At 43.1% G+C, this 9,318-nt stretch carries 8 protein-coding genes; all 8 read left to right on the forward strand.

Annotation, left to right across the window (positions count from 1 at the left end; genetic code table 11):
• Window positions 1–24: 24 nt before the first annotated feature.
• The gene (locus QZ918_RS26650) at window positions 25–1,434 is read left to right on the forward strand and encodes a (Fe-S)-binding protein (RefSeq protein WP_293340444.1); all 1,410 of its coding nucleotides are present in this window, start codon (window positions 25–27) and stop codon (window positions 1,432–1,434) included.
• Window positions 1,435–1,721: 287 nt separating this feature from the next.
• Window positions 1,722–2,126, forward strand: coding sequence for a hypothetical protein (locus tag QZ918_RS26655; protein WP_293147696.1), 405 nt, complete (start codon window positions 1,722–1,724; stop codon window positions 2,124–2,126).
• A 177-nt stretch (window positions 2,127–2,303) separates the two neighbouring features.
• Window positions 2,304–3,569: a S1 family peptidase gene (locus QZ918_RS26660; protein WP_293340446.1), complete on the forward strand. Its 1,266-nt coding sequence runs from the start codon at window positions 2,304–2,306 to the stop codon at window positions 3,567–3,569.
• Window positions 3,566–4,312, forward strand: a complete 747-nt coding sequence (locus QZ918_RS26665; protein ID WP_293340448.1) for a hypothetical protein — start codon at window positions 3,566–3,568, stop codon at window positions 4,310–4,312. Before QZ918_RS26660 ends, QZ918_RS26665 begins: the two co-directional genes overlap by 4 nt.
• A gap of 21 nt (window positions 4,313–4,333) precedes the next feature.
• Window positions 4,334–5,479 carry a hypothetical protein gene (locus tag QZ918_RS26670; protein ID WP_293340450.1) on the forward strand — a complete coding sequence of 382 codons (1,146 nt, stop codon included), beginning with the start codon at window positions 4,334–4,336 and terminating at the stop codon, window positions 5,477–5,479.
• A 23-nt stretch (window positions 5,480–5,502) separates the two neighbouring features.
• Window positions 5,503–8,103, forward strand: a complete 2,601-nt coding sequence (locus tag QZ918_RS26675) for an ATP-binding protein (protein WP_293340452.1) — start codon at window positions 5,503–5,505, stop codon at window positions 8,101–8,103.
• 234 nt (window positions 8,104–8,337) lie between these two features.
• A complete protein-coding gene (locus QZ918_RS26680) occupies window positions 8,338–9,078 on the forward strand; it encodes a Uma2 family endonuclease (RefSeq protein ID WP_293340460.1) in 741 nt (246 codons plus the stop codon).
• Window positions 9,079–9,125: 47 nt separating this feature from the next.
• Window positions 9,126–9,318, forward strand: a 193-nt coding sequence (locus QZ918_RS26685; protein ID WP_293340454.1) for a hypothetical protein, incomplete at its 3' end; no start/stop codon positions are given.

Raw genomic sequence — 9,318 nt, forward strand, 5'->3', positions numbered from 1 at the left:
CGAACCAAAAGAATTAGGTAATATATGCAAACTTCAGAAACATCTCAAATTCCCAGCGACGATTTCAAACCCGCGAAAGAAAGCAATTTCCTAGCCCAAAATCCCCACTTGCAAACCCTTGAAATCCCAGGTTTCGACGCCAACAATCCGCCAGATCCCAAATTGATCGATACCTGCGTCCACTGCGGCTTTTGCTTGTCAACTTGTCCGAGTTATCGGGTACTCGGCAAAGAAATGGATTCGCCCCGAGGTCGCATTTATTTAATGGATGCAATTAACGAAGGCGACGCACCTTTAAATGAAGCAACTTCGCAGCATTTCGATACTTGTTTGGGTTGTTTGGCCTGTGTGACAACTTGCCCTTCTGGAGTTCAATACGACAAGTTAATTTCCGCAACCCGCCACCAAGTTGCTCGCAATCAGAAACGCACTTTTTCTGACAATGTAATTCGCACTCTAATTTTTAATCTCTTCCCTTATCCTCACAGATTGCGGCCTTTACTTGTACCGCTGTTTGTTTATCAAAAATTAGGACTGCCAAAACTAATTCGCCAAACTGGTTTGCTGAAAAAAGTATTTCCTCGCTTGGCGGCGATGGAATCAATTTTGCCGAAAGTTACTGTCGATTCTTTTCGGGATAATTTACCCGAAATCATTCCCGCACAAGGGGAGAAACGCTATCGAGTTGGGGTGATTTTAGGCTGCGTGCAACGGCTGTTATTCTCGCCTGTGAATGAGGCTACAGTGCGAGTTTTGACGGCTAATGGTTGCGAGGTTGTGATTCCGAAAAGTCAGGGATGCTGTGCTGCTTTACCGGAACACCAAGGACAAGCAGAACAGGCTAAAGCTTTGGCGAGACAAATGATTGACAGCTTTGAAAATACGGGCGTTGATTTTGTGATTATCAATGCTGCGGGGTGCGGACATACTTTGAAAGAATACGGTCACATTTTAGCTGATGACCCGGATTATCGGGAGAAAGCTGAGAATTTTGCTGCTAATGTGAAGGACGTGCAAGAGTTTTTGGCAAGTGCGGGAATGACGGCAAAACTCAATCCTTTGACTGAGGGAGATTTGACAATCGTTTATCAGGATGCTTGTCATTTGTTGCACGGACAAAAGATTAGTTTGCAGCCGCGTCAGTTGTTGCAACAAATCCCTGGGGTGAAGTTGAAAGAACCTGTGGATGCGGCTTTGTGCTGCGGGAGTGCGGGGGTTTACAATATGCTTCAGCCGGATGTGGCTGATGAGTTAGGCGTGCAAAAGGTGGAGAATTTGCTGAATACTGGGGCGGAGTTAATTGCTTCTTCTAATCCTGGTTGTTCTTTGCAAATTAAGAAGCATTTGGAGTTGCAGGGGAAGGCTGTTACTTTGATGCACCCGATCGAGCTTTTGGATTATTCTATTCGCGGGCTTAGGTTGCAGAGGAAGTAGTTTGCTGGGGCGGGCGGTGTCCGCTATAGATATCAACTTAAGCTCAAACCTAGTGCCAGACTGCTGTCTAAGAATTACGATCTCGCTCTCGTGGCGTCGCCGGAGAGCGAGAATCAGCCAAAAGCAAGATTTATCAAGAGTTTGAGGTGATTTTTGATACCAATGCGCCGTATCGTGTCCCTAGCCGACACCTGTACCTGACTCACTTGAAAAGCGCTGTCATCGTAGAAATTTGTTAACCTAGTTTATTAAGAATCTCCATCCGTCTTTCCAATAGAGGTAAATTAATGGCAGAAATAGTAATTGACTTGGGCGAAGATGGTGAAATTCTGATTGATACGGCAGATAGTAACGGTTTAATTCAAGGAGATGAAGCGACAGAAAAGACAGGTTTCCGCGATACTTTACGCCAAACTGGTGAACAAGTAAAGGTAAATGCTCGTAAAGTGCTGAAACTTCCGCTTACCGGACTGGCAAAGGTTTTGATGGCTTCCCTACCAGAACCGTCGCCAAGCGATCGCTACGAACTTGAGCAGTTTTCAGTAGAATTTAATTTGGGCATCAAGACTGAAGCAGGTACTAACGTTGGTGCTGTAGCCAAGATTATGCCAGAGGGAGCATTAAAGTGTACATACACTTGGAAGCGCAAGCCTAATCCTGCAACTCCATCTTCTACAAGTCAAACTCCATAGCATTTTTACCCACCCTGTCTGATTGGGTGGGCTGCTTGATGGATATATAAATTCTCCATAGCTGACAATACAGTAGGGACACAACCATGCTCGTCTCTAAATCCGTGTATCTGTCTAGCACTACACCCCTGAATCGCTATAAGCTATGAGCAGAGATCAATTCAGCAGCAGAGCGCCATGCCAAAGCCCGACTTCAAACGAATTGAGCAGTACATCAAGAATGCCACCCTCAAAATTTTTGTCAACGGCGAATTTATAGGGACTGGTTTTTTCATTACCCGCGACGGCTATGTTTTGACTGCTTACCACTGCGTTGGTGCTGGGACAGGTAGCATTACACTGGAAAGTCCTTACGATGGTAAGTTCCCAGCCCAATTAGATCCTGACAAATCCCTCGCCCAATACGATTTAGCCATTCTCAAAGCCAACCATCAGCCAAGTCACTATTTACCATTGGGATATGCAGCCGAGAAAAATACCGGTGATGAAGTGGTAACAATTGGCTATCCAGCCAGTAATTTGTCTTACAACCAGGAGGTTGGCGTTTATAAGGGACATATTTCTAGATGGCGTAAAGATGAATGTGTTGAGTTGTCAGAAGCTATTAAGGGCAAAGGACATAGCGGAGGTTCTGTTTATCACTATCCCAGCAGGCGAGTTGTTGGTGTGGTTACTGACCGATACTATGATCGTGTGATGGCTAATTCAGGTGTAGCTACACGTCTCGATAAGCTGTTTGACAAATGGCTGGAGTTATCCGAAATTAACCAAGCCGCAGTTCAAATATGGGATAAAAGATTACAAACTTTCCAGACTAGCGAACTCAAACACCGCATCTTTTTTGCGATGTTACCAGATGACAGCAACTATTATTCATTGCTGAATACCCTCCGCGAGGTTGTCGAAGATCGCTGGGGATGCCAATTAATGACGGCAAAAGATAGGCAGTATGGCGACAGCACCCTGGAAAATATCCGCTGCCACATGGAACAAGCCCATGCCTTTATTGCTGACATTAGTTCGGCTGACCCTGAAGTGATGTTTGTACTGGGTGCAGTTCAATTCTATTTGAGTCATTTTCCGTCTATTTTGTTAGCTCAAGGTCAGCCGAACTTACCGAAAAGTTTACAAGGGCGGATGGTTATTTATTATGCTGGCGAAACTGCTGACTTAGCAAACTATCTTGATAGCGAATTAACGCGAATTGAAGTAATCAAGCAAATGCTCAACGATCCTGAACGGGAGCATTTTCTCTCTATTAGTAAATTGCAAACCATGATGCGCTTCTCTTTACCGGAAAAAACATGGCAGCTTCTGCAAGAACGTTATCCCACAAAAGAATCGTGGCAACAGGCAAGTGTAAATACTTTGGAATCTCTGCTAGGTAAAGACGCTGACTTTGCCAGCATTATCCTGAAGTGTATCGGGCAGGCAATACCATGATGACTCCCTACGAAAAACTTGGCGATCTGGTAGATCGACATCCCTCAAATCTAGATCGAGTAGGTCATCGAGCAATATTATTGATTTTGCCTAATTTTGACAAAAGCACAAGCAGAGTAATAGGTGCAACGGCTACAGATGCTTACCTTAACATAGAAAATTACTCTTTGCTAATATCGGCTTTACGTGAAGTAATAGAGGAACAATGGGAATGCCAGCTTTTATTGGAATCTGATAAATACTTCAGTAATATCAAGGCTGAAAACATTCGGATGCACTTAGAACAAGCTGATGCTTATATAGCAGAGGTAACAGACGCTGACCCGGATGTAATGTACCTCCTTGGAGCAGCAAATTTTTTTCAAAGTCATTGTCCTTGCATCATCTTAACTCAAACACAAAACACCTTGCCCCGAAGTTTGTTAGGTCGTCAATTCATTTCGTATGAATGTTCTTATCAACAAGAGTTGGTGCACTATCTAGAAGAAGAACTCTCCAAAAATATTCATTTTATACAAACTGCTAAAACATCTGTCCGCGAACATTTTATTTCAATTTCAAGGCTACAAAAAATTGTCCCTTTACAGTTTAACTCTAAAACTTGGCGAGAACTACAAAACACTTACCCAACTAGAGAGGCATGGCAAAATGCTACGGTGAATAAAGTGGCTTCTATTGTCGATCAACACATGGATATTGCAGAGATAATTCTCAAACGTATACATCAATGGCTGGAAATGTAAGCAAATAGAAAAAATATAACTATGACGACTCGCTACCAAAATATTTACGATGAGGCTGGTGAACTATACAGAAAAAACCGCTGCTACGACGCGGCTGTACTTTTCCAGCAAGCCCGCCAAATTGCTAAGGAGTACAGCTTAAGTCAAGAAGCAGCAACAGCAGGGGTGTGGGCAGCTATTAGTTGGCATGATGCCTCTCATCCCTTGAAAGCCTATAGTCTGCTAATCGATATTTTAAGCACTGCTGATACTGAACTAGATATTATAGACAGATGGCGTGCAAGAAAACGAGTTTTTTGCATTTCTAAATGCTACTCGCCAGAATTGGATAAACTAGAACGCAATCTAGAAAAACTGCGCCTGTTTCAGCAAGAATATCCCGAATTACCAATAGCCGATATTCATCAAGATACAGGTGCTTTACTCGCATCACAAGGCAAGTGGCAGGAGGCCTTAGCAGAATATGAACTCGCTTGGAGTGAATATAATGACTGTGGTTATGTTAAATTCTCGAAAGCCTCACTCGCTGGGTTCTGCAATCTTCGATTAGGAAAGCCCGACTCTGCCCAAAGGTGGTGCGATATCTTGGGCGAAACAGAGACAGACTGGCCCAGTAGCCGAATTGCTTGGTATAATCTACAAGGTAATCTTGCCCTTTATCAAGAAAACTGGGATCAAGCAGAGCAACACGCCATCCAAGCAGAAAAGAAAGCCGATCTAGTTCAGGAATATGAGTTTGCAATTCCCGCGCTTGACCTTCGGGTAAGAACCCTACTCCTCCAGCCCGATTTAGGCGACCCCGCTGACACTAACCATCCCGCCCGTTTTCGTTTGAGACAGCGTTTTTCCGGAAAAATTGACGTATATAATAAGTACAATCAAGCCTTATTATTGGCAGATTATCGACTCGCTAGTATTCGCTACTCGGCAGGAGTTCTCCCCGTTGATGATTATTGGTATCGCCAACCCCAACAAGTTCCTAGTTACTGGTCATCCGGTTTTCAGGAGGCAGATTTTCAACTGAGAAAACAGTTAGCTCGTCGAGGCATAAACCGGGCTATGGTTCAGGCAAAATATTTAGATAATTGTTTCCGATGTACTTGGAGACAAGCGGAAGTACAGCAACGTTTTGAACGATTGAAAGAGCTAGTGCCAACAGTCAACTAATTAACCTAAACACGAGGATTATTATGCTAGAAATGAAGTTTGACTTTGACGGCTTAATTCAACTATTAGCTTGCAACTTGTATAGCGAAAAGCGAGTTTTTATTAGAGAATTAATTCAAAATGCTCATGATGCTATCATGCGCCGTCGTGCCAAAGAAGGTGATGCTTTTGTTGGCAAAATCAGCATTGAAACTCGTCCCGATGAATTGCGATTTGTACTCCGAGATACGGGAATAGGCATGAATAAAAATGACCTAATTGAGTATTTATCAACAGTTGGGAAAGGAGCAACTAGAATCGCCAGAAAAGAACAGGACATAGAAGGCTTAATTGGCTTATTTGGCATCGGTTTTTTGTCGGCGTTTGTGGTAGCTAGTCGAGTAGAAGTCCGCACCCGTCGCTTAGGTGAACAAGAAGGGTGGGTGTGGCAAAACTCTGGTAATAAAGATTACACCATCGATCCCTGCGAAGTCAGTGAACCAGGGACAACGGTAACAGTTTTTCTCAAAGGCGAAGAAGAAAAAGGAGTTATCCATAAAGAAAAAGTACAAAAAGTCATTCGCGACTATACTGATTTTTTAAAAGTACCGATTCACCTTAATGGCAGTTCAGAACCGATCAACGTCATGCGGATGCCTTGGGAACAGGAAGGCAGAAGTCGCCAAGAAATATCGCTAGATACACGCATTTATCTCGAAAAAACTATGCGCGATAGCGTATTAGAGGCTATCCCTGTGCAACTGCCTGAGTTAAATACATCAGGGGTTTTGTATATCACGCGATCCCGTACTTTTCAGCGACAGTTACCTCGTGCTGTACGCTTGTTTGTTAATCGGATGTTTATCTGCGAGAAGGAAACAGATTTATTACCTGAATGGGCACAATTTATTAATGGAGTAATCTGTTCGGGAGATCAAACCTTAACCCTGACAGCCGCCCGTGACAATTTTATTCGCGACGAGAATCTTCAGCTTTTGCAAGATGCTTTAGGCAATTTAGTGGTTAAACATCTTGAAGAACTTTCTCAAAGCAATCCTAAGCGATTCTCAGAAATTCTCCGCTTCCACGACCTCAGTATTAAAGCAGCCTGTTGGTATCATGATGAATTTTTTGATAAATTTGCCGATTTACTACAATGGCGCACCAACAAAGGTGAACCTACTACTACTTATACAGGTGAATTTACCCACCAGTGGCGTACTTTATCGCAAGTTTTAGAGGAACTTCCCCACCCAGAAGGCAAATCTCAACCTTTGCCTTATTTCAGCGACACTAACGCAGCCAATCAATATTTCCAAATGGCTGATGCTGCTAAAACCTTAGTCGTCGATGCTAGTTATCCTTTTGAACAAAATCTGATTAAAGAGTATGAGAAACGTGCTAAAGGCAAGATTAAGCTAGTAGCAGTTGACCGCGAAGAAGATCCGAATGTCTTTCAGGAACTTCACGAGCAAGCTGATGTCAAACTGAAACGATTAGCCGAACATATGTCTCAAGTGATTCGTCCAGGCGGTACGGGACGCATTCGGGTAGAGGCACGTTACTTTGAACCCACAGAATTAACAGCCATGATTCGGTCTACTGAAGAGAGTACAGGTGGAATGAAAGCCCGCGAACTCTTAAGCGATCCTAATACGCCAGAAGATTTGCGCGAAATGGCTCAAGAAATGATGCGAATGTCCCATAATTCTGCTTTACGGTTAATTCTCAATGCTGGAAATCCAATGGTACGGCTGTTAGCTAAACAAAGCTTTGACAACCCTAATGTGTTAGATATTATGCTTGGTATCTATAACAGTTCTATTCTCTATAACCAAGAGTTAATGACTCCACAAAATGCTCGCATATTTTACGATGATTTTCAAAAGCTGCTGCGGCGCGACCTTGATTACATCATTGAAAAAGCAGATTTACAGCGTCAAGCTGAGGATTTAGAAAAACAGCGTCAAGCCATGCAAAAAAATCAGAAAGAAGGCAAAAAGCCCAAGCATCTTATTTTCTTTTTAATGACTCCATTAGAAAATACATATCAACCATTTATTGAAACAGTACGAGAAGTCATTGAAAACCATTTCGGCTGCCAGCTATTTGTAGCTAGTGACAAACAGTATGAAGACACTGTAATTGAGAATGTCCGCTATCACATGGATCAAGCCCATTCTTTTATTGCTGAAGTCACTGATGCCAATCCGAATGTGATGTTTGAATTAGGGGCGGCTCGCTTTGATTTGCGCGAACGTCCAATTGTCTTAATGCGTAAGAATAACAACCAATATCTGCCTGTCGATCTCCAAGGACGTATCTATGTCGATTACGGTGAAAAAGAAGGTCAAGAATTAGCAGAATATTTGGAGACGCAATTACGTGCAGATGAACGGATTAAACCTCTGCTTAATAAAACAGGACGGGAACGGTATATTTCACCAAAATTCTTGAAAGCAGTCACTAAAATGCAATATCTAGAAGATAAAATTTGGCAAATTTTAGCCGAACAGTATCCCACAAAAGAAGCATGGCAAACAGCATCTTTAGACCGCGTTAAAGAAATTTTGGGCGAAAATGATGATTTAGCTGAGCCAGTGCTTAATCGGATCAAACAGGGAATTTCTGGGATGAGTAGTTAGCTGAAAAAGTATTTTATCGCTTGTGGCTATGGCCTCAATTCTGCCGAAGGTAACTGTCGATGCTTGCCGGTGCCGGGATAATTTACCCGAAGTCATTCCGGCAACAGGGAAGAAACGCTGAGGAATAGAATAAAGAGTCAGATGAATGGGCTATTTATTCAGAAGTATCGCACTTCTCACCCTTCCCAAACTGCTAAAATTAAATTCAACAGTCTTTCACCCCGCACAACTGTTATGGTAACTCAAATCCCATCCCCTACTCAGGAAGCAGTTGTTTACCCCGACAGCGACGGTAAACCAATGGCAAATAATACTGACCAATTTCGGTGGATTCTCGTCATCGAACAAAATTTAGAATGGATGTATGCTGATGACGAGAATGTGTTCGTAGCTGGTGATTTGTTTTGGTATCCAATCGAGGGAAGATCCAATATTGTTAATGCGCCCGACGTGATGGTTGCGTTCGGCATACCTAAAGGGAGACGCAGTTCTTACCAACAGTGGAATGAGTCAGGAATTGCACCGCAAGTTGTGTTTGAAATTCTTTCTCCTAGCAATACGCAGGATGAAATGGATAAGAAGTTGCTATTTTACGATCGCCACGGAGTTGAAGAATATTATATCTACAATCCTACCAACAACCAACTGCGAGGGTGGCTGCGGGGACAAGATGGCTTAGATGCGATCGCATCTATGGAAAATTACGTGAGTCCTCGATTGGCAATTCGCTTTGATTTATCCGGCGATGAATTGCAAATTTATCGACCTGATGGCACTAGATTTTTCTCCTACGTTGAGATTTGTCAACGCCTAGAACAAGCCGAACAGCGGGCAGAACTTGCAGAAACCACTTTAGCAGAGGAACATCAGCGGGCAGAACTTGCAGAAACCACTTTAGCAGAGGAACGGCGACGATCGCAACTTTTGGCGGAACGGCTGCGAGAAATGGGCATTAACCCAGATGAATTAAGTTAGACAGACTGCGATCGATCGGCATTGACCCGGAACAATTTTAAACTGGATTGGGGAAAAGATCGATCGCACTTTTCAAATTGAGCAAAAGTGCGATCGGGAACCACGACAACTGTCAACTGTCAACTGTCAACTGTCAACTGTCAACTGTCAACTGTCAACTGTCAACTGTCAACTGTCAACTGTCAACTGTCAACTGTCAACTGTCAACTGTCAACTGTCAACTGTCAACTGTCAACTGTC

Origin of the sequence: Microcoleus sp. CAWBG58, assembly GCF_020883045.1 — a bacterium.
Taxonomy (GTDB): Bacteria; Cyanobacteriota; Cyanobacteriia; order Cyanobacteriales; family Microcoleaceae; genus Microcoleus.